Here is a 21,071-nt window from a genome sequence, read left to right on the forward strand (position 1 = left end):
AAAAAAAGAAATTGGTTCTGAAAGTTTAGAAACAAACGATTTGGTTGACGAGCCAACAGAGGTTGCTGCTGTTGAGATCACATCAGAGCAAATCGAAACCTCATCAGACAACCAACCTTCCATTCACGAGCAAGAGAACGTTCCCAAAAAAGCAAAACGAACGCAAGCTAATCGCGGTTGTCGATTGCCTACGGATTTTGAACCCGATTACGATTTTGCCATTGCAGAGGGCTTGCCTCCAGAGCGCGTCAAAGTCGAAATTGCAAAGTTTCGAGATTATTGGAAAGCCTGTGCAGGAAAGAATGCTATCAAACGTGATTGGCAAGCAACATGGAGAAACTGGGTGCGAAAGGCTATCGAGGGTTTAGAAAAAACGAAAAACACGAACAACAATGGTGGAAACAATGGAAATTACACTCAAAAGCAAAAAAGCATTGGGGAGCGTATCGCAGACAGTCTCCTTGATATCGGAAATCGAGGGTATTTTGAAACACATTCATGCGATGATACCTCCGAGCGGTCCGTTTGTTTTGAAGGATGGCAGCCAATTAACGAAACAGCAGGAATCGATTGCTTTAGAGGCTGGTGATCAATTGCAAGAGCTCTTCGCAGTGAAAGCAGGTAAAGAGGATATAGCAAAAGCAATTCGCATGCTGTCGTGTGGTTTGAAAATAGCACAACAATCAGACCATGAGGGAATGGCGTTGACCTATGGAATGGTTTTGGAAAATGTCTCTGCATGGTCACTGATGACAGTGGTCAAACGGATTTTATGTGATGAAATAAATTGTTTATCCGATACGTTTTTTCCGAGCACACGAGAACTTGTCAGGTTGTGTCGTGATTTGGAAAACGATCTTTTGAGAAAAGTCAATTTTGTACGCAATGCTGTTTTGAGATTCCGTGAAAAGGAGTTGAAAGAACAAGCAGCGAAAGAGCATTCAACGCCTATAACGCTTGTTCACAAGCAAGAGCTTGAAGAGACTTTAAATGGCATTGGTGGGATAATGAAACGCTTTGGTCCACAGCAAAGTAGTGAAAAGTGGTGATCATTTTGCAACACGATAAAAACATTCCTATTTTATATGTTATAAGGCGTTATTTTTAGGATACCACCGGAGACTATCATGATATTTACATCATTTGAATTAGAAAATTTTAAAGGAATAGGAGAGCCTCTAAAAATAGATTTCTCAGGAGGAGATAGAAGTTTTCCTTTTATTTTGGTGGGAAATAATGAATCAGGAAAAACAACAACTTTGCAAGGTATTCATCTCTTGTCACAGCTATGTTTAGGGAAACAATTAACAGTCGAAGATTTTGCTTCTATACGTCCTAAAACAGCTTTTTTTGATGAAGATATTGTTTTATCTACCACAATTTTATTGGATGAAACAGAGATTGAAAAATTAGCTAAGATTAAAACACTTAAAAAAATCAAAGATGATTTACTTGAAAAAAAACAGACACTCCATTTATCTTTTGTATATTCATTCGCTAATAGTATTTGCACAGAAAAATATATAAAGATCAACGGTAAGAATTGTGGAGATGAAACAGCAACAGCTCTTTTAAATTACCTAAAGGGCCACATTCCTGAAATCGTCTATTATGATGATTTTATGTTTGATGTACCTGATAAGATTAGATTTTTAAAAAGTGAAGCTCCATATGGCTATAAAGAAGGAGATAGTTCGCTAAGCAATAAAAAGAATCTTTTATGGCATGATATTTTTAATGATTTATTGGTTGGCAGTCGTAAAAAACGCTCTAGTAAAGAACCAAAACTTGATATTAGCTTTCAACGTGATATCGTTGATTGTAATGATAAAGATGCCGTCGATCAACGTCTATCTTCTATAAATGATTATCTTAACACTGTTGTTACCAAAGATTGGGAAGACATTACGGGAGGAAAAACTGTATTTGATAGATTTAGCATAGAAAAAGCGATAGAATCTCATTCTTACTTTGTAGATTTTTGTTTAAAGGTCAAAGCCAAGGACCGTACTTTTTCTTTACATGAAAGAAGCAAAGGATGTCGTTGGTTCTTTTGTTTTAAAGTACTTACAGATATCCGTACCAATAGGAGCAAAAATGGAATAATTTTCTTATTGGATGAACCAGCGAGCAATCTACATATCCACCCCCAAGAAAAAATATTGCAATCCTTACAGAAATTATCATCTTTTGACAAGAATAGCGTGATTTATTCTACTCATTCTCCTTATTTGATTGAAGATACTCATGTAGATAATTTGTTTATTGTCCGCAATGAAGCATCTGATTGTGATGATCCTAAAATTCTATGTAGTAAAATTTCTCAACTAGACAAAAGAAGTGACGAATGGCTTAGATCCATTGAACCTGTTTTACAGAAAATTACAATGAATCAAGTTAAGGGACTTGGTAAAAACTGGAAAGAAAGAATTCTAAAAATTGGTAATGCTACTAAAGAAGTAGGTACCATTGCTGATTCTTTTCAAAAAGTTATTAATTTACTGCAGAATGTTTTGTGATCAGTCATTATCAAGAATCAGTCATCTAAAACATAATTTTATATGTTAAAAAACAATAATATCATTTTGAAATAATTGAAAAAATATGCAAATCATGCTAGGATTTTGTATGTATTAAAGTACAAGTTTAAGGTAAGAAAAAACATGCTAAATAAAGTGACATTAATCGGGCGTTTAGGTGCTGATCCCGAAAGCAAAACAATGAATTCTGGAGCAGAAATAGTCAATTTTCGTATGGCAACTTCTGAGAGCTATACAGATAAAAATACTCATCAAAAAGTAGAGAAAACTGAATGGCATTCAGTTGTGATTTTTAATCCACATTTGGCAAAAATTGCACTTCAGTATCTCAACAAAGGTTCAAAAGTTTACGTAGAAGGCAAATTACAGACACGCAAATGGCAAGATAAAAATGGGCATGACCGTTACACAACAGAGATTATTTTACCACAATTCAAAGGCGAGTTGTATTTGCTTGATGTAAAGAAAGATCAATCTGCCCCTTCATCTATTACTTCTCAAAATTATGCTATCGCTTCAGGTGCCGCTGATCATAGTGCATCTCTTAATGACAGCATACCATTTTGATTGATAAAATATAACAAAGAGAAACATGTGGGCTCCCACAGATTAGGGGATGTATGAAGAAGAAAGATGCTTACATTTCACAAGTGAAAGTACGTCAAGATCCTGTTAATCAATTGGCAATTGAAATGCGTGCTAAACGCTTTGGTTTGACTATTGAAGAGGCTAAAAATCCGCTTGCTGGTACTTATGTTGGGCGGCTGTGTTTGCAAGGCATGCTTACTCAAGACCAGTATGATGCTGCGCAAAAATATCTTGAAGTGAAAAATGACTATTTGTGTGCAAAAGGTTTACCAAGCGCTGTTTATGATGAAATACCATCATCTTCTGATGACAAAGCAAGAGAAAAATGGGTTGAATTTGCAACAGAACAGTTTTCTAATATGCAAGAGGCGATAAAAGAAACACAACATCTCTATAGACAGTATAATCTTTATGCAGCAATACAATATATTGTTGTCGAAGACAAAACATTACCACATCTTGTGAATTCATTGCGGGTCGCTCTTAACGCGCTTCATAAATATTTTGACAGAAAAACTAAATGGTAAATGTTTGTTATAATGTTTCAAAGGCAGTTGATTGCTCTTCTGATATTTCGGCTATAAATACTGCGTGAGAAAAGCTAAATAATATATATACGAATAGCTCAAAGAATGCGATATAGAATACAATACCCATAGAGAGGTTTTCGCGAAACTGAATCCAGAGAAGCATTGTTTGTAGTAAAAATGAAACAGGTAGCGCTTGTATTCTATATTGGATTGGTGCCATACAGACTGTAAGGGGAAGAGTAAGCATTAAAATAATTGTCCCTAACAAATAAGGGGCAAAAGAGCGGGGGAAAAACGTAGCAATGATGTACCCTGTAGAAAACATAATTATAAAGGTAACCACTGCTGTGAAATAGGAGAGTGCCATAAGGCGTAAGAATAAAAATAAGCTGCGTTTAGCAAAACGAAAGTAATAATTTATCGTTTTTTCTCCGTTTTTTTTCTTAATCGCTTTATGTTCTCTAAATCTTTCTCGTTTCTCAATTATTTCGTTCCATTTGCTTTTATCCTTTGTAAAAGCATAATCGATAGTTTCTAACGTTGGCAGTATTATTGTTAATAGTATTTTTCCTACTAAATTTAAGAACTCTTTTAGAGTTTCAAGTATGCCCCCTAGAAATAATCCAATGCCGTAAATTACTAATATAATAATATCAATTAATATTGGGATTATTAAGATAAGGATTACAATTCCTATAATAAACCACATTTTCTCCCCCGCTTTTTATTAATTATCAATCATAGTATTGAACCTTTAATTGATTTTTTCTCAACCAGATTCATTCTTTTTCTGTTGTTGCCAAAGCTTTTATTATTATCTTGGACAATTCCTCATTAATTATTTCCTCTTCAACCGCTTGAAGTTCATTAATTCTTTGATCTTTCCAATCAGACGCTGCCTGATAATTTTCAATTAAGCGATCATGTTCAAAATTTGCTTTTATTCCTAGGTAATTTCTCCAAGCAAACAACGAAATTGCTACCACTAATAAAAAGTTTCTTGAAAATTCAAGATGCCAAAGCACCCCGAGTACTATGACCAATAAAAGAGTACCTTGAAATTCTGTATTCCGACCATTCTCTGCTTCTTCCCACATGTCAGAGACTATAGCCCATAGTATGAGTATACCCACTATTACTATGACAATATCACGCATTGTTTTCCCCCGCTTTTTATTAGTTTCTAGTCATATAATTGATTCGTTTAGAAGATACAATTGTGAGTGGTTGGTTGTTAAAGACACTAGATTTAGGTGAAAAAAATAAAAAATACACAATATAGTGATTTTTTTTGTTGACAGGATATGAAAAATAGTGTTTTATGGTGTTGCTGTACTAGTCGAATTGTGTCTAGAATTACGGTAAAGGTATAACCTTTCTTATAAGTTTATATGATTGTTCAGAGCCCTGCTTTTGCGGGGTTTTTTTATTATCTTGTTTACAAAAAGAAACACACATGAAAACCACTGAAAAACTTGCAAAAAGAACGCCCCCAAAGGCAGGTCAAGGGCGGGTAAAAGGTGTGCCAAATAAAACGACACGTATTTTGAAAGAAGCAGTGCTTAAGGCAGCAGAGCGCGCTGGTAAGAAATATGGTGATGATGGTTTGGTCTCTTATCTAGAAAAACAGGCAATCAAATGCCCCGCTGCTTATTTGGCATTGTTGGGGAAGATTTTGCCTCTTCAAGTGACAGGGGAAGATGGCGGGGCGATTAAGATGATAACGCGTGTGGAAATCGCGCCTTTAGTTCATGACAACACGACAGATTAATATTGTTCCAAAGCTTATACCGATTTTTACAGATAAGGCTTTGGTGCGTGCGGCTTGGGGTGGACGAGGGTCTGGAAAGACAAGATCATTTGCCTTGATGGCTGCTTTAAAAGGCTATCAATTTGGTAGAAGAGGGATATCAGGCACTATACTTTGTGCACGTCAGTTTCAAAACTCGCTAGCAGAAAGTTCATTGGAGGAGATTAAACGCGCCATTGAAGCGCATGACTTTTTAAAGGACTATTACAAGGTTGGGGAGTCGTCGATTAAGTCAATTGATGGTCGTATAGCCTTTCAGTTTTCTGGTCTGGACCGGAATATAGCCAGTATCAAGTCTATGGGGCGTATTTTGCTTTGTTGGGTTGATGAGGCAGAGCCCGTTACAGAGACGGCTTGGCAGACGCTTATACCGACTTTGCGAGAAGAAGGAAAAGATTGGAATGCAGAATTATGGGTGACATGGAACCCGTTGCGAGAGAATGCCCCCGTTGAGAAGCGGTTTCGCTTTTCAGACAATGAGGCAATCAAACGTGTTGAGATTAACTGGTCAGACAATCCGAAGTTTCCTAAGATCTTGAATGAAGCACGACTTGATGATCTGAGAAACCGCCCCGAGACCTATAAGCATATCTGGGAAGGGGATTATCTGAAAGCGGTTCAAGGTGCTTATTATCAAAAGGAAATGTTGGCAGCCGAGCAGGAGGGGCGGATAGGGCGTGTTGCTCGTGACCCCTTGATGCAAATACGTGCTTTTTGGGACATTGGGGGTACGGGCGCCAAGGCAGATGCAACAGCGATATGGATAGCGCAATTTGTTGGTAGAGAGATCAGAGTGCTTAATTATTACGAAGCACAGGGGCAGCCTTTATCGGAGCATATCGGTTGGTTGCGTCAAAATGGTTATGAGAAGGCGTTGATGGTTCTCCCCCATGACGGTGCGACGAGAGACCGTGTGCACAATGTGAGTTTTGAGAGTGCTTTAAATGATGCGGGTTTTGAAACGCAAGTGATCCCTAATCAAGGGGCAGGGGCGGTTAAGATGCGTATAGAGGCGGTGCGTCGTATTTTGCCGTCTGTTTGGTTTAATGAAGAGATGACGGTAGCAGGGCGCAAAGCACTGAATTGGTATCATGAGAAATGGGATGAGAAGCGCGGCATTGGTTTGGGTGCAGAGCATGATTGGTCGAGCCATGGGGCGGATGCCTTTGGTTTAATGTGCATTGTCTATGAAGCCCCCCATGTCAAACCCAAGCAAGAGCGTTATTGCACTATGGAAAGAGAAGCGGCATCATGGATGGCATTCTAGATCAAGACTTTCAAAAAACGACAATCCTTGATGAATATGAACTCTATAAGCGTTTAAAGTCTTGGTACGCAGAAGATGTTGAACGTGTCAATGAATGGCGTGAACAGGCGCGTGAAGATTTTGATTTTTATAATGGTCGTCAATGGGCAGAGGAAGATCTTGCGGTTTTAAAAGAGCAACGCCGTCCTGTCATGACTTTTAACCGCATTGCACCCCTTGTGAATGCTATTGTTGGGGCGGAGCGTAATAATAAGCGCGAAGTACAGTTTCAACCACGGCAAATGGGAGCAGCAATACCCAATGAATTGCTTACTGGAGCAGCAGAATGGTTTCGTGATGAGGCGGAGGCGGAATATGCCGATTCCGATGCTTTTCAGGATATGGTTATTTGCGGTATGGGCTGGACAGATACGCGGCTTGATTATGATACAGATCCCGAAGGGATACCTGCTGTTCAACGTTTAGATCCCTTAAAAATGGTTTGGGATGCTAATGCTGTAAGACCAAATCTCATTGACGCACAGCGTATGTGGTATGTTGATCGCAAATCCGTTGAGGATGCTAAAAGTCTTTTTCCTGATGTTGCTGTTGAAGATCTTAACGCCGATTGGGCTATCGATAGTACAACCGCTTCTGAGGATTCTCATGTGTCGCTTGATGCGTATCAAGATGACTCCAATGCGACTTCTCTCTCAGATCCGTATTCTGGGAAACGCTATGTTACGCTGGTTGAATGCCGTTGGTTTGAATATGAGACCACTTACAAGGCGCCTGATCTTCAAACCGGCCAGATGCGCAACTATAGCAAACAGGAGTTTGAACAGCTTCAAAGGGTAATGCCACAATTACAAGGGGTGTGTTTTAATAAAAAAGTGGTGAGACGCGCTTTTCTGGGACGACGTCTTTTAGCAAAGCCCGATAAGCCATTAGCACCTGATGGGCAACTTGGGTGGGAGTGTATCACGGGCACGCTGGATAAGCTTAAAAACCAGTTTTACGGGATTGTTCGCCCCGCAAAAGATCCACAAAAATGGTCGAATAAATATTTTAGCCAAGTGATGTATATCCTTAATAGCCAGTCTAAGGGCGGCTTGATGGCAGAACGAGGCGCTTTCGATGATGATCGCCAAGCCATGGAAAGCTGGGCGCGAACGGATACGATTACTTGGGTTAAAAATGGCGCGCTTACAGGAGGGAAAATTCAACCAAAGCCAAGTGCACAATTTCCCAATGGATTTTTCCAGCTGTTTAATGAATCGCGTGAAGCGATAACGCATGTAACAGGGTTATCGGCTGAGTTTATCGGAACACGGGAGGTCAACCAAGCCAATGTGCTGGAAAATACACGCCGGCAATCAACGCTTAATTTGCTTGCGGGGCTGTTTGATAATCTCAAGCTTTATCGGTGTAGGCAGGGAAAGATTATCCTTTATCTTATCCAGAATTATCTCTCTGATGGGCGTCTGGTACGTATTTCTGGACAAGAGAATGCCCAATATGTGCCGTTGACGCGTGAAGCTGTTACGACGCTTGAGTATGACATTATTGTTGATGATTCACCGACAAGCCCCAATGAAAAAGAGAAAACTTTTGCGACAATTACGCAGATGTTGCCATTGCTTGGTGGGTTCTTAACACCGGAGATGATTCCAGATCTTTTAAAGCTTTCCCCACTACCGGCAACATTGGTAGCAAATTTAACGGCAAAAGCACAGCAGGCACAACAAGAACAACAGCAACAGCAGATGATGCAACAAAGCCAAGGGGCGCAATTAACTCCAGAGCAACAAGCAAAGATTACTGTTTTACAGCAAGAAGCGCAAGCAAAGAGCACACTCTATCAACTTGATGCGCAGCAGAAACAAGCGGCATTGCAGCAGAAAAATATCGAACTTTTCTTGAAACAAGAACAAGCGCGCATGCAGCTCGAACTTCAACAGGCAAAAAATGAGATAGCGCAGCGTGATTTAGAACGCAAAGCTTTACAGACACAGTTGGAACACTATCGAGTTTTGACAAAAAATATAATAGCACATTGAAGGGACAGAATATGGAAGAAGAGTTTACGCCTGAAGAACAAGCAATCTATGATGAATATTTTGCCAGTGATAATGCTGTTGAGTTGGTCGAGCCAGAACAAGTTGAGGAAGTTTTTGATGCAGAGGAAAGTTCTGAACAGCCAGCTGTAGAACCACTTCAAGAGCAGCCAAATTCTGATGTAATAGAATCTGATAAACTAGAGCAAGAGCGGCAAGCACGACAAAAGGCAGAACAAAGCGCCATTGAAGCGCGTGAATTGGCTATTGAACTTGCGCAAAAATATGCCGCAATGCAGGAAGAAATTACGCGCCGCCGTGAGGAAAATATTCCCTCCCTAGAAGACGACCCAAAAGCACATTTTGCATGGCTTAGTCATAAGGTACAAGAACAACAGAAATTGCTTGATGAGTTTTCTCATATGAGAGAGAGCCAAGAGCGCATGAGTCAAGAGGAATATGAACGCCAAAAGTTGGGGGATTATTTCGAGGAAGCTAAAGCGCAAGTACAAGATAAATATCCAGATTTAGACAGTATCACGGACTATCTCTATGAAAGAGCAGACAGTGTCCTACAAGCGCAAGCAAGCCTTTATCCGCAATGGAAAGACCCCGCAGCACGGCAACAACAAATTGGTGCTGAATTGCGCCAAATATGCCAACAATGCCAAAAAGCCGGTATAAACCCAATAGAGGTGCTGGTGCAAAAAGCAAAGGCTTTTGGCTATAGTGAAGCACCAATAAAGGATGAAGTGGAAACCCTTCAAGAGCGCTCTCAAGCAGCGCGAACACTTACAGCGCGCAGCGGGCAAGTTCCAACAGGCGGTATGGATGTGAGAACGCTCTTTTCCATGCCGGAAGCCGAATTTGCTGTATGGGTTGAGAAAAATCCCAAAAAATTTGAACAAATTATGAGTAGAGCTTGAAGATGTGCGTGGTGACGCAACAGAGAGAACCAAGTGATTTTTATCGTTTGGGGGTGCCGCAAGGCGAGTTTTAAAAACCAAGAAAGGCATTGATTGAAATGGCAGTAACAGAAGTAAAGCTCAATGACCCATTAGCCGTTGGCGTTTGGGCTAAGATACTAAACACAGAAACTTCAAAAGCGTTGCCTATTGCACCGCTGATGGGGGAGAGCAAAAACAGCATTATTCAAGTGTTGGATATGCTAGGGAAAAGTGCTGGTGACTCCGTTACGAGTGGATTACGAGTTCAACTGATGGGGGATGGCGTTAGCGAGGGACAAACGCTGGAAGGCAATGAAGAAGCACTCCAATTTATGAATGAAAAGGTGCACATCAACGAGCTTACTCATGCGGTGCGCATCAAATATGAAGGCTCTATTGATCAACAGCGTGTTCCCTTTAGTTTGCGTCAGGAAGCAAAGGATGGGCTTGTTGATTGGTATGCAGATCGCTTAAGTTTGATGTTCTTCATTCAGGCAGCAGGTTATACAGCACCATGGATGCAGTTTGAAGGACGCAACATAACGCTTAAACCGGTGCATTATGGTTTTAATGCTCCATTAGAGCCAAGCAAATTGCGTGTTATTCGCCCAGCTAAGAAAAAGACTGATGAAGAACTTACAAAAGATGATGTTTTTACATTAGATCTTATAGATCAAGCTGTTGAACGTGCTAAACTTGCTAATCCACGTTTGCGCCCTGTTCGTGTTGATGGAAAATCTGCTTATGTGATGTATCTCCACCCAATACAAGTGACCCAATTGCGTACCAACACAAAGAGCGGGCAGTGGTTAGACATTACCAAGGCGGCTTATGATGGCTCTGGAGCGAAGAATCCAATTTTTAATGGTTCTTTGGGGATGTATAACGGTGTCATTTTGCGTGAAGCAGAGCATGTCCCTAATGGTGTTAATTCAAAGACACAAGAGCCTGTAACATCTGTTCGTCGTGCTGTGTTGCTTGGTGCGCAAAGTGTTATCATGGCTTATGGGCGCGTTGGCAATGGAGCAACAGGAGGCGATGGGAAAGGGGGAACACGCTATAAACTTGTTGAAGAACTGTTTGATTATCAACGTGAATTTGGGGTTGCAGCTAAAACCATTATCGGCATGAAAAAATCACGCTATACCTTGCCGCATTCTGATCAAGGGGGACAAGACTTTGGTACCATTGTCATCCCTTCTTTTGCTGAAGCAAGCTAATTATTAAAGGATGACAATTATGGCAGAAAAATCGCTAATTACACAGGAACCTGATGAAACCGTTGAGACTGTTGAAACCGTTGGCATGATAGATGAGGGATTGCCACCTGTTTTGCAGGGACGTAACAACTCTACGCAGCAGGTTAGTTTTTTACGGGCGCGTATTAAATGTACAGACCAAGGGTTGATAACGAAAATTGGCGTTCTACCCCGAGGGGCTTTTATCAAAAGCATTACAGCTTATACTATGGAGGATTTTGAAGATGTAAAAGCTACATTTGGAAAAGAGCCTCATGGTAATAATTATGGAGATGTATGGCTTCGGCAATCTACCGATGGCAATGTGTATATACCCATGGAGGAACGAGATGTTCCATTAGAAGCTGAAAATACGATTTACATGACACGAGACAAGAAAAGCACCAAAGGTGATGCTGAGGTGATTGTTGAGTTTTACACTAATCGTTAAAGGCAAGGGGGCGTTTATTGCTTGCGTCCCCCTCCTATACAAGATGCCCCAATACATTTGGAAGAGGCTGATATGACAATAATAGTACAGACAGGTGGTCCGATTGGAGACAAACAGACCATTGCTCCTTGGGATAAAAATTTTATCCAGATGTTAAACGATATTCAGGATGAAATAGATGATCAAACAGATGAGTATGTTGATCAAGTGCAAAGGGCGATATTTTCGGCTATTCGCTTTTGTGAACGATTGCCTTTTTATTTCAATGAAAGCCGCGAAGTTGTTTTTACCACTCTAAAGGGCAAAAGCCGTTATGGCGCAGAGGAAAATCCAGTTATTCCGGCTGCTGTTCGCATTGTTGATGCTTACGTTTATGAAGATAATCACAGCAAAGCAAAGCTTTTGCAGGTAGATCCTCTTGTTATTGAGAATCTTGAGGATGATTGTAGCCATGGCATGCCTACACGCTATGCTTATTTTGAACAAAAGCTTGTCTTGTATCCAACACCAGAGCGCGTTTATTCTATCAGGCTTATTCTTGACCCTGTAAGAATAAAAGATATTGAGAGTGCACAAGAAGCGTCCATATGGTTTTTAGAAGCCTATGAACTGATCAAAACGCGTGCAAAATATGAAATTTATACCAATATTATTAAAGAACCACAGATGGCAGCGGCAGCTTTTGCCATGTTTCAAGAGCAACTCGATGCGCTTCAAATTGAAACATCACGGCGCAAGAATTTGTTAAAAATTCAACACACGGATTTCTGATGACCTTTATTCCTATTGCTGAGTATAGACCAGATGTTGCATTTATTAATAGTGGTTATTCTAGTGAGATCGTGAACGTTTTACCTGCACCAAATTCGTATATTCCGTTTCCCATTGTGGCGCCGGTCTCAGATCCTTTTCCGGATGTGATTTTGGGGGTCTATGCGGTGCGCTCATTGGGTGGTGTGCGCATCATTGTGGGGGCACCAACAAAACTTTATGAATATGACAACAGCACGCGCGGCTGGAAAGACATTAGCAAACCTCACACACAATATCACGCCAATGAGACTGCACTTTGGTCTTTTGCCTCCTTTGGTGATCATATCATTGCTGTTAATAGCAATGACCCACCACAAATGCTTTCGTTAAAAACGGATGAAAGGTTTTGTGATTTGAGTGGTAATCCCCCGCGTGCTGGACTTGTGCGTGTGTGGGGTGATTTTGTTTGCCTGATGCAATTAACAGATAAGCCAAACCGTGTTCAGTGGTCCGGTTTGAATGATGCGACACATTGGACGGTTGGGGAGAAAAGTTGCGATTATCAAGATTTTCCCGATGGAGAATATGTTCAAGGGTCTACGGAATCAACAAATCCACTTATTTTCATGCGCTCCGCCATTTATCATGCAACCTTTGTACCAGGCTCTAAAATTATATTCAGTTTTGCAAAAATAAAAGACAAAATAGGGGCGAAAAGCAGCACAGCAATTGCAAGCCGTGGAGACTGTACTTTCTTTGTCTCTGATGATGGTTTTTATCAAATCAACAGTGCTGGTGAAATGCTCCCTATAGGCTTTGGTAAAGTCGATAAAACCATCTTCACACTTTACAATAATTTTGCCATTGATGAGATGAGAGCATGTATTGATCCGGTCTATTCTCGTGTTTATTTTTCTATCAATGATAACACTGAAGGGATGCATATTTATGTTTATGATTGGCTTTTGCAAATATGGAGTGTCATTAAGGGGCAAAACCTTCTCTTATTTCCCCTTTTTGCAGCCGGTTATACATTAGAAGGCTTAGACGAAGTACAAGAGAGCTTGAAAGATTTACCAGCTTCTCTTGATAGTAAGATGTGGCAAAATGGTGCGCCTGTTTTGGGAGCTTTTACGCCAGACAACACATTTGGTTTTTTTGCGGGTCCTCCAATGGAAGCAGTTATTGCTTCACAAATTGTGGGGGATACGGGCAGGCAAATCAACCTGATGAGTGAGGCTTTTGTTCAAGCGGATACAACAAAAGGTTTTTTAAGTGTTGGGGCGGCTTTTATCATTGATAACAAGAACCAATTAAATTGGGCTAAAGAGCGTTATGCCGGCTATAATATTGGGATGTATAATATCCGCTCACGGGCGCGTTATCACGCTTTGCGTCTGAGAATACCAGAAGGCACGCCATGGACACATATAACAGGCTTTGATGTAACGCTGAAACCCGCGGGCATAAGATGAGTTTTAAGATCTATAATACAGAAAAATGGAGCGCTGAACAAATGGCGCCCTATTTTGACAATGTCATAAAATCGATAGCTTATTTTAATCAAAAATTCCCTGATGATTATAATACAGAGACCATTTTAAACGATATTTTGAAGGGAGAAAAAGTTCTTTGGATTATCGTTGATGCGCATGAAAACTTTATGGCGCATGTCACAACACAGTTACAAGAACTCGTCACTGGAGCATTAAGGGCGGTTGTTGTCACGCTTGGTGGAAAGGGAGGAGCACCCTTAACAAAGCTTATCACTCAGATTGAGGCCTATTACAAGAAAAAAGGGGCAAAAGAGCTTGTCATCATAGGCAGGCGAGGGTGGGAAAAATCTCTTAAAACGCATGGATATCTCGTTAATCTTTTAGAATATAGAAAGCAGCTTTAACATGGGAAAAAGTTCTAAACCAATCCAGAATACCCAAAACACGACGCAAACAAATGAACCCCCTGCATGGGCAAAAGGTATTTTTGAACACGCAGCTCAAGATGCCATGACTTTTTATAACCAAGGCAGCGGAAAAGCCGTTTATGACGGGCAGCGTGTTGCGGGTTTAAGTGATCAAACAAAGAATGCGATTAATGGGCTTAGCAATAATACGCATAACTATGATAACAACACTTTAAATGGATTAGCCACAGGGCAAAATTCAACAAGCCAAAACTTAAAGAACATGGCTTCAGGGCAACAAATAGGCAATAACCCTTACTTTAATGAAGCACTTCAAAACGCATTAAATAAAGCAACAAGCTCTATTAATAGTTCATTGGCAGGTGCTGGGCGTTATGGTTCGGGTGCACATACCGGCGTTTTGGCTGATGAATTAGGGGGCATAGCAACACAAGCTTTATCACAGCAATATAACCAAGATGTCAACAACATGATGAATGCCAATGGTCTCATTGACCAAGCAAATCAAAATCAGTTGGCGGGTGCCAATAACTTCTTTCAAGGTCAAGGTCAGGCAAATCTTAATGCGTTGACGGGAGGGAGTGTACTTGATGCCAATCATCAACGGCAATTAGATGAAGAGCGGCAAAAATGGGAGCAGCAGAACAATCTTGATTGGGACCAGTTAAGTAAGTTGCTTACAGCTGGTGGGGCTGTTGCTGGAAATTATGGAACGCGAACAGGACAAATGACGACATTGACTCCACAGCCAAAACCTAATCCGTGGGAGATTGTTGGAAATGTTGGAACTATCCTTGGTACTTTTGCTGGGCTTAGTGATATCAGAGCAAAAGAAAACATCAGAGAAGCTGGGCAGAGAAATGGCTATAAACTCTATGAATACAACTACAAGGGGCACCCAGAGCGCTATCGCGGGGTGATGGCACAGGATGTTTTGAAGTCAAAGCCAGAAGCTGTTTTCTTGCATAAGGCGACAGGTTTTTTGCATGTGGATTATAGCAAGCTTGGCTTTGAGATGGAAAGGGTGCAGTGATGTTTTGGCGAGAAGAATTAAATGCATTAGAGCGTGAAAAAGCTTATAGAAAGCGTAAAGCGTTGGAACTTGCTGCTTTTAGCACAAACTCTTTTGATGCGAGCAATGGGGATAATACTCCACAAAAATTGAGTCCTACAGAGCTTATTCGTGGTTCTCAAACAGGGACAGAACAAGCTGGGAAAAAAACGCCAGCAGAATTGATTATGTCTACAGATGATTTAAAGCGCCAAATGCCTCCATTACCGGATGCTTCAAAGGATACTGTTAAGATACAAGAGGCGCCAGAGCAACAAAAGTATGACTTCTCAGATCAGGGAGGTGTTGCATCAATGATCCCTCAATCTCCACTTGTTGGGAACATTGATCAGTCTAGTGGGGATGAAGCTGGGCGACAGCAAAAAGATGTGATGGATTATATTGCTCAACTTAATGAGAAATCTATAGCGGAAAACTCTTTGAAAAACAATTCTGGAAATGATGAGGAAAAGCTTTTTGAGGCACCCATAGGAGAAGAAAAACATTTGAATGCACACTTACCAGAAGAGGAACATTTAAAAGCAAGTGGTGATCTTGAACAAAAAACAGATTATATCAAGTCACTTGATAACTTTGTTCAGACAGGAGCAAATCCAAGTAGCTTATGGGAGCGTTTTAGAAAATCAGAATTTTCCGAGCATTTAATGGATTTTTTTGCAGGGCTTGCGTTAGGAAAGACACCACAAGAAAGTTTTTCAAATGCATCTATCCTTATGCGGTAACAAGGGACGCGCACAACATAAACAAACTTTGCAATTTTTACGCTCTAAAGGGTATAGCGATGAAGATGCGCAAGCACTCACGCAATATCCAGATCTTGCCATGAAAGTAATTGGCAACACGTTAAGCCCTCAAGAAGGTTATAGAACATTGACAGCAGAAGAAAAGGCAGAGCAGGGATTGCCTGAGGATATGGCTTTTCAAGTTTCAACAAGTACAGGGAAAATTATCCCAGTCCAAGGGGGACAACGTTCCATGGCTTCTGGATTAGGGGGAAATACTGATAGCATGCTGTCAAAGCCTGAAGCAGGTTATATGCTTGTTAAGGATGAAAATGCCCCTCATGGTATACGTGCGATGCCAATTGCAGGCAGTGGTGCAGAACATAAATTAATTCAAGAACAGAAAGAGGAGGAGCGTAAAGAACAACAAATGCAAATGCGAATTCTGGAAACAGCAGACAGGTCAAATCGTATACTCTCAGCATCTAAAGAATTGCTAAAAACTATTGAGGAACACCCGCATGTTGTTGGTTTCACGGGTTCTATAGGGTCGTTCCTTCCTAATTCTAAGGCAAAAGATTTTGGGCATATGCTCGATTCATTGAAGGCAAGTATCGGGCTTGATGCCTTGAGAAAAGCAAAAGCATTTTCACCAAATGGCGCATCTGGCTTTGGGAATTTGTCTAATATGGAATTGCAAGCATTGCAAAACTCTGTAGCAGCACTGTATCAAGATCTTTCTGCAGAGCAAATGAAGAAATCTTTAAAAACAGTTATTGACACTTTCAATAAATCCAATGCAGCAACGCGCGCAATTCTTTTTGGTGGTGCAGAAGCAACAAACGAGCTCGTTCGAGCCGCCTATGGGCAAGATGCTTATAAGGGAAATCATGCACAGTCAAATGATCCACTAGAAAAACAGATAGAAGCATTGCCGGAAGGCATGTTGTTCGTTGATAGTGATGGACGCATTAAGGAGAAACAAACCAATGGCTGAAGTAATCCCCCCTCTTATTAATCGTAAAAACACAAGAGTCATTGGGCATATAAGCGACTATACACCAGAACAGCTTCAAGAGCTTTTCGCGAAGAATAAGGAAAGGCTAAGTGGTTCTGTTACAGGAAATAGTGGTGCAACAGAAGAAGATAGTCCACATCCAAGTGCAGCGGGTGCTTTTGGATGGGGTGCTCTTCATGGGTTAACTATGGGGTATGATGATGAAATAGCTGGAGTATTCGCTTCGGGACCTCTGGGACCTATTAATTATTGGATGGGAGATAAAGAGGCAGTCAAAAAGTATAATGAAGTGACAAAGCGATGGCGTGATTATCAAAGAGCGGCGAACCGAGATCATTTTTATGCATCTCTTGCGGGGAATTTAGCGGGCGCTGCAATTCCTTTTCTAATACCAGGTCTTGGCGCTCCTGCTGCTGCTCGTGCGGCAATTGGGGCTGATGTTGTGCTGGGAGGTAGAGCTGGTGTTGCAGGAGCACAAATAACCAGTAAAGCTTTAGCAGCAGGAGAAAGGGCGGTGCAATCTGCTTTAGCAGAGGGTGCGGAACGGGCAGCGGCAAAAGCTGCAGGTGAAGCAGCAATGAAAGCAGTAGCAAGTAAAGAGGCGGCAAAATTTAGCTTGGGGCGTGCAGCAAAAACTGGAGCCATTTATGGTGGAATAGCAGGCAGTGGTGAGGGGGAAGGGCTTGCAGATACTCTAGTGTCTGCTGGGGTTGGTGCAGGGCTAGGCGTTGCAACACCATTTGTGGCACATTCTGCTTTAAAGGTTACACCTTTTGTTACAAAACCATTCAAAGTAACGGCTTCTGGTGTTAAGAAAACATCTGCTGTTGTCAAAAAAACAGCTGAGAAATTGTTTGGTAAAACTGAACCAATAACACAAGGTGTAGAAAAAGAAGCATTTCAGATAAGCGATAGAGCGCTTAGGGATGTAAGCCAAACTTTAGGGGATGAAGGTGTTGATAAACTTGAAAGGGCATTAAAACAGCGAGGTCCTGATTCAATGATTATTGATCTTCATGATGAGCTTGCTACAAGAGCTTTTAAGGCAGCAAAAAAAGATTCTGATACATATTCGCTCATAAGTAATCGTTTGAATGAAAGGCAAGATGCGAGTGCATTGCGGGTAAAGAATGCGTTGACAGATGTGATGGGTCCAAAAGTAGATACGCTTAATTTAAAGCAAGAGATTATCAAACAAGCACAGAAAAAGGCTGAACCATTTTATGAGAGGGCGAAAGCTTCTCCCATTTCTAATGCTGTTCGTGAAGATTTATCGCGGTTGCAAGAAACTCCTGCCTTCCAAAAAGCCTATAAAAAAGCAATTGCGCAAATGCCAAATGAAGCGGATGCAACAGTTATAGGGAGCAATGGATATCCAAAGCTGAATATGCGAATTTTACATAAGATGAAAGAGGTTTTGGATGATCAAATTAATTCTGCGCGCATCAAAGGAAAACAAGGATATGCGCGAGATTTGACTCTGTTCAAACAACGCATTTTGGACGTTTTGGATACGTCCTCTCCAGATTATGCTAAAGCACGGAAAATTTATTATGACGAGCGTACTATCGGTAATGCTTTGGAGCAAGGAAAAAAAGCACTGAATAAGAGCGTTAATCTCGACACAATCAACAGTCAACTTTCGGATTTTGGGTTGATGGAAAAAGAGGCTTTTCAAAAAGGTATACGGTCGCAACTAGAACATGCGGCAGGCAATGCACAGAATTTTGACCACAATCTTTTGAGTTTGTTTGACACAAAAAATGGTCAAGAAAAATTACAGCGTATTTTTGGTGAAGATAAAGCTAAGCAACTTATGAAAGTGTTGCGACCAGAAGTGGAAAGAACAAAACTTTTTGCACGATTGCCAAACCATATGGGTGAAGTAGAAGAAAAGGCTATAGAAGACGCTGCGATTGGAGGAAAGATTCATCTAATCAAGACAACCCTGAAAACTTTAGCAAGAGAATGGGGACGCAAACTCTTAGGAGTGCATAGAGAGACTGAGAGAGATATTGCGGCTCTCATAACAGCACGGGAAAAAGAAGATTTTGGGTTAGCAAGGGAAAAAGCTGTTGAATTAATTAAGAAGTTTCATGAAGCAGAAAAGAAACGCTTAATAACCAAAGAAGACCACACAAAATTCTTCAATTTTCTTGGCATTCTTTTGAATAGCAGTGCTGATAGAACGGTTATAAACTAATGATCAATTTTCATCCCAATGTGAAGCGTGCTATCTCACAGGCAGCACAAAAATATGGTTTACCAGAAAGCTTTCTTGAACGTGTTGCTATGATAGAAAGTAATGGTAATCCAAATGCAAGAAATAAGAACAGCAGTGCAGGGGGGCTGTATCAATTTCTCGATTCAACAGCAAAACACTATCAACTGAATGACAAGTTTGATCCCTTTCAAGCAACCGATGCTATGGCACGGTTAACGAAGGATAATACGCGTTATTTAGTCACAGCATTAGGCAGAGAGCCATCAGAGGCAGAGCTTTACCTCGCACACCAACAAGGACCAGCAGGGGCAGTAAAGCTTATCAAAAATCCACATATCCCAGCGAGCCAGCTTTTAGGTCGACAGGCAGTCACACTCAACGGTGGCAACATGGAAGCTACAGCAGGGGATTTTATGAATCATATTTATGGGCTTTATAATAAAACGGGAGATGCTTTGAAGAGAACGATACAGCAAAACCAAAGCAATGGACAAGCAGCACCAAACGAGGTGGGTCCTTTGCGTGGGTTTGAGAGGATTCAAAAGACACTTCAAGGTAATCAAGTGGGTCAAGGTGATCAAGGGGGCAACCAATTGATGGCATATGACACGCCATTCCCAAACAGAATGATGGCACCTGAAAGCAGAGACAATTTAACAGGACAGATTATGGAAACCACACCATTGCAAGCACAAGGTATTGATGCAGGTGCTCTTAAAAAGGGCTTTTCCGGTTTGCTTCATTTAATGAGAGAGAATGGAGAACGACAAAAACAGCAGGCACAGATGGTACAGCAACAAATGTTACAGCAACCAGTCATGGCGGGTTTCTCACAATCGACTGGGCGCCCGACAGATTTAACAGCTCTCATTGATCCCTCTAGGCGGCAATCTGTTGGTTCCTATGGGCGGCAAAAAGAAGAGCAATTGCGCGAAGAGCTATTAAGAAGAACGGGGGCTTATCATGTCTGATATTTATAACTGGTCACTTACAGCTGATCAAAATGCCAATTCCGATAGTATCATTAATTGGGCAGAAGGGCAGCCGCCTAGTTCTGTTAATGATAGTGCGCGGGTCATGATGCAGCGTATACGTGAATATCTTGCCGATAATGGTGGTTCTCTTGACTCAAAGTTTATTGTGAATGGAAAGGAACAAACAACATCAATTACGTTGACGACGGTTTCGCCAATAGCAAAATATAAAAACGATATCATTATCCGCTTTAAGGCGCGTGGTATAAATATTGGTACGACAACAATAAACATGAATAATATAGGAGCAAAGCCACTCTATAAAGCCACCAGCACGGGGATAGTACCATTGATAGGTGGTGAGTTACAAACGGGCGGTATTTATGAAATAGTCTATAATGATGGCGTATCAACAAAAGGTCTTGATGGCTGGTATCTTTTAAACCCTACCCCCATTCCACTACCAAAGGTCGAAACCTTTCCTTGCGGTTTTATTGCGACCTTTGCTATGCAAGAAGTGCCAAACGGTTGGCTTTTATGTGATGGCGCTACTTATGAACGCAAGGATTATCCGCAATTATTCAAGGCGATAGGGGATAAATGGGGAAAAAACAGCGATACAACCTTTAAAGTTCCAGACTTTAGAGGAATGTTTTTGCGCGGCTTTGATAATGGGCGCGGTTTAGACAGAAGTAGAAAATTTGCTGATATACAGCAAGATTGCCTTAAATCGCACACACATGCTTGTAGTGTTGAATCGGCGGGGCAGCATACACACGAGTTTCAGTATAATGGAGTGGGATGGAGTGCCAATGATATTGGTAGAAGAAACCCCTCTTATCACTATGCCGTTCTTGGAGGAACAACACAACCTGCTGGAGTGCATACGCACAAGATAACACTTTCTTCAACGGGCGAGGCAGAAACACGCCCTGTTAATGTACCGGTTGTTTATGCCATAAAATCGTGAGTTTTTC

19 protein-coding genes and 2 pseudogenes are annotated in these 21,071 nt (G+C 41.1%); 19 read left to right on the plus strand and 2 right to left on the minus strand.

The genetic code is table 11. The annotated features are described in order from the left end of the window. The 5 genes and pseudogenes from ACFIJJ_RS07595 to ACFIJJ_RS07615 form a co-directional block, all read left to right on the plus strand. Positions 1–589 (plus strand): annotated as a pseudogene (locus tag ACFIJJ_RS07595) (hypothetical protein); the annotation flags it as partial. Then, a complete protein-coding gene (locus ACFIJJ_RS07600; protein WP_375646519.1) occupies positions 531–1,049 on the plus strand; it encodes a hypothetical protein in 519 nt (172 codons plus the stop codon). The pseudogene ACFIJJ_RS07595 and the gene ACFIJJ_RS07600, both read left to right, overlap by 59 nt. Positions 1,050–1,127: 78 nt before the next feature. Beyond that, a complete protein-coding gene (locus ACFIJJ_RS07605; protein WP_375646520.1) occupies positions 1,128–2,519 on the plus strand; it encodes an AAA family ATPase in 1,392 nt (463 codons plus the stop codon). Between the two features lie 144 nt (positions 2,520–2,663). Continuing rightward, complete coding sequence (gene ssb, locus ACFIJJ_RS07610; protein ID WP_375646521.1) at positions 2,664–3,107, plus strand: single-stranded DNA-binding protein; 444 nt, start codon at positions 2,664–2,666, stop codon at positions 3,105–3,107. 53 nt (positions 3,108–3,160) lie between these two features. Then, positions 3,161–3,655: a hypothetical protein gene (locus ACFIJJ_RS07615; RefSeq protein ID WP_375646523.1), complete on the plus strand. Its 495-nt coding sequence runs from the start codon at positions 3,161–3,163 to the stop codon at positions 3,653–3,655. Positions 3,656–3,662: 7 nt separating this feature from the next. On the opposite strand, the gene ACFIJJ_RS07620 is transcribed toward ACFIJJ_RS07615, so the two are convergent. Continuing rightward, positions 3,663–4,367, minus strand: a complete 705-nt coding sequence (locus ACFIJJ_RS07620; RefSeq protein WP_273758872.1) for a hypothetical protein — start codon at positions 4,365–4,367, stop codon at positions 3,663–3,665. Positions 4,368–4,437: 70 nt separating this feature from the next. Next, a complete protein-coding gene (locus tag ACFIJJ_RS07625; RefSeq protein ID WP_375646524.1) occupies positions 4,438–4,815 on the minus strand; it encodes a hypothetical protein in 378 nt (125 codons plus the stop codon). Between the two features lie 299 nt (positions 4,816–5,114). Between ACFIJJ_RS07625 and ACFIJJ_RS07630 the strand changes: the two genes are divergently transcribed. The 14 genes and pseudogenes from ACFIJJ_RS07630 to ACFIJJ_RS07695 all read left to right on the plus strand — a co-directional run bounded on the left by ACFIJJ_RS07630 (position 5,115) and on the right by ACFIJJ_RS07695 (position 21,064). Continuing rightward, positions 5,115–5,429, plus strand: a complete 315-nt coding sequence (locus tag ACFIJJ_RS07630; RefSeq protein ID WP_273724397.1) for a hypothetical protein — start codon at positions 5,115–5,117, stop codon at positions 5,427–5,429. Beyond that, entirely contained in the window at positions 5,410–6,735 is a 1,326-nt protein-coding gene (locus ACFIJJ_RS07635) for a PBSX family phage terminase large subunit (RefSeq protein WP_375646525.1), read from the plus strand. The genes ACFIJJ_RS07630 and ACFIJJ_RS07635 overlap by 20 nt, the downstream gene beginning before the upstream one ends. Continuing rightward, positions 6,720–8,774 carry a portal protein gene (locus tag ACFIJJ_RS07640; RefSeq protein ID WP_375646527.1) on the plus strand — a complete coding sequence of 685 codons (2,055 nt, stop codon included), beginning with the start codon at positions 6,720–6,722 and terminating at the stop codon, positions 8,772–8,774. The genes ACFIJJ_RS07635 and ACFIJJ_RS07640 overlap by 16 nt, the downstream gene beginning before the upstream one ends. 11 nt (positions 8,775–8,785) lie before the next feature. Further along, complete coding sequence (locus ACFIJJ_RS07645; protein ID WP_375646528.1) at positions 8,786–9,697, plus strand: hypothetical protein; 912 nt, start codon at positions 8,786–8,788, stop codon at positions 9,695–9,697. A gap of 98 nt (positions 9,698–9,795) precedes the next feature. Next, positions 9,796–10,938, plus strand: coding sequence for a N4-gp56 family major capsid protein (locus tag ACFIJJ_RS07650; RefSeq protein WP_375646529.1), 1,143 nt, complete (start codon positions 9,796–9,798; stop codon positions 10,936–10,938). 19 nt (positions 10,939–10,957) lie between these two features. After that, positions 10,958–11,407 carry a hypothetical protein gene (locus tag ACFIJJ_RS07655; RefSeq protein WP_375646531.1) on the plus strand — a complete coding sequence of 150 codons (450 nt, stop codon included), beginning with the start codon at positions 10,958–10,960 and terminating at the stop codon, positions 11,405–11,407. A gap of 72 nt (positions 11,408–11,479) precedes the next feature. After that, positions 11,480–12,178 (plus strand): hypothetical protein, encoded by a 699-nt coding sequence (locus ACFIJJ_RS07660; protein WP_375612494.1) that lies wholly within the window; start codon positions 11,480–11,482, stop codon positions 12,176–12,178. Continuing rightward, positions 12,178–13,635: a hypothetical protein gene (locus ACFIJJ_RS07665; protein WP_375627859.1), complete on the plus strand. Its 1,458-nt coding sequence runs from the start codon at positions 12,178–12,180 to the stop codon at positions 13,633–13,635. Before ACFIJJ_RS07660 ends, ACFIJJ_RS07665 begins: the two co-directional genes overlap by 1 nt. Positions 13,636–13,676: 41 nt before the next feature. Continuing rightward, positions 13,677–14,060 carry a hypothetical protein gene (locus ACFIJJ_RS07670; RefSeq protein ID WP_375612500.1) on the plus strand — a complete coding sequence of 128 codons (384 nt, stop codon included), beginning with the start codon at positions 13,677–13,679 and terminating at the stop codon, positions 14,058–14,060. A 1-nt stretch (position 14,061) separates the two neighbouring features. Continuing rightward, positions 14,062–15,117, plus strand: a complete 1,056-nt coding sequence (locus tag ACFIJJ_RS07675) for a tail fiber domain-containing protein (protein WP_375646532.1) — start codon at positions 14,062–14,064, stop codon at positions 15,115–15,117. Positions 15,118–15,167: 50 nt separating this feature from the next. Next, positions 15,168–16,875 (plus strand): annotated as a pseudogene (locus tag ACFIJJ_RS07680) (hypothetical protein); the annotation flags it as partial. Continuing rightward, positions 16,868–19,099 (plus strand): hypothetical protein, encoded by a 2,232-nt coding sequence (locus ACFIJJ_RS07685; protein ID WP_375646533.1) that lies wholly within the window; start codon positions 16,868–16,870, stop codon positions 19,097–19,099. The pseudogene ACFIJJ_RS07680 and the gene ACFIJJ_RS07685, both read left to right, overlap by 8 nt. After that, positions 19,099–20,091: a transglycosylase SLT domain-containing protein gene (locus tag ACFIJJ_RS07690; RefSeq protein ID WP_375646534.1), complete on the plus strand. Its 993-nt coding sequence runs from the start codon at positions 19,099–19,101 to the stop codon at positions 20,089–20,091. Before ACFIJJ_RS07685 ends, ACFIJJ_RS07690 begins: the two co-directional genes overlap by 1 nt. Beyond that, positions 20,084–21,064 (plus strand): tail fiber protein, encoded by a 981-nt coding sequence (locus ACFIJJ_RS07695; protein WP_375646536.1) that lies wholly within the window; start codon positions 20,084–20,086, stop codon positions 21,062–21,064. The genes ACFIJJ_RS07690 and ACFIJJ_RS07695 overlap by 8 nt, the downstream gene beginning before the upstream one ends. Positions 21,065–21,071: the final 7 nt, after the last annotated feature.

The organism is Bartonella sp. TT29SHDZB, assembly GCF_042193395.1.
GTDB lineage: Bacteria > Pseudomonadota > Alphaproteobacteria > Rhizobiales > Rhizobiaceae > Bartonella.